1 pseudogene is annotated in these 792 nt (G+C 52.7%); it reads left to right on the top strand.

Annotated elements, in window-relative coordinates:
- Nucleotides 1–792, top strand: a pseudogene (locus R8N47_RS24555) (hypothetical protein); the annotation flags it as partial.

Below are 792 nucleotides of genomic sequence, written 5' to 3'. Positions count from 1 at the left end.
CAAAGCGTGACGGTGACGCTGGAATTCGATAAAGATCTGCAATCCGCCGCAGCAGAGTTAGGTGGTACGACGATCACTTCATTAGTGGCAACCGCGGACCCAAGTGTTTGGACTGGTGATGTGGTGGTACCAAGCACGTCAGAGCTGAATGTGGCGTTGCTTGTTCGTGACTACCAAGACTTATCAGGAAATACCGGTAGCCAGAACACGGCTTACTCCATGCCGATCACGCCAACCTTAGCTATTACGCCAGTGGGTAATGTGGATGAAACGCAAGCCGCCACGCTACAATTCGAAGGTACGTCGACACGTTTTGACGGTCAGTCCTTGCGTCTTGAAGTGAAAGCTCAAGGCAGCGTGACGGTACTAAAAAGCGGCAGTGCAACAGTACAAGCCGGTGGCACTTGGATCAGTGACGCAATGGACATGAGTCACCAAACCAATGGTACTTATACCGTGATGGTGACGGGGACGAACTCAGCCGGCATTGAAGTAAGTGAAAGTCAGAGCTTTACACTGGCGCAGTCTTTGCCAACGCTGACTAACGTGACGTTTACGCCTGAGCACCAAGCCATCGGCCAAAGCGTGACGGTAACGCTAGAATTCGATAAAGATCTGCAGTCCGCCGCGGCGGAGTTAGGTGGCACGACGATCACCTCGTTAGTGGCAACCGCGGACCCAAGTGTTTGGACTGGTGATGTGGTGGTACCAAGCACGTCAGAGCTCAATGTGGCGTTACTAGTTCGTGACTACCAAGACTTATCAGGGAATACCGGTAGCCAGAACACGGCT

The sequence above is a fragment of the Vibrio sp. 2132-1 genome, assembly GCF_033344315.1.
The sequence above is the reverse complement of the archived record's forward strand: the minus strand, read 5'-3'. Positions and strand labels throughout refer to the sequence as shown.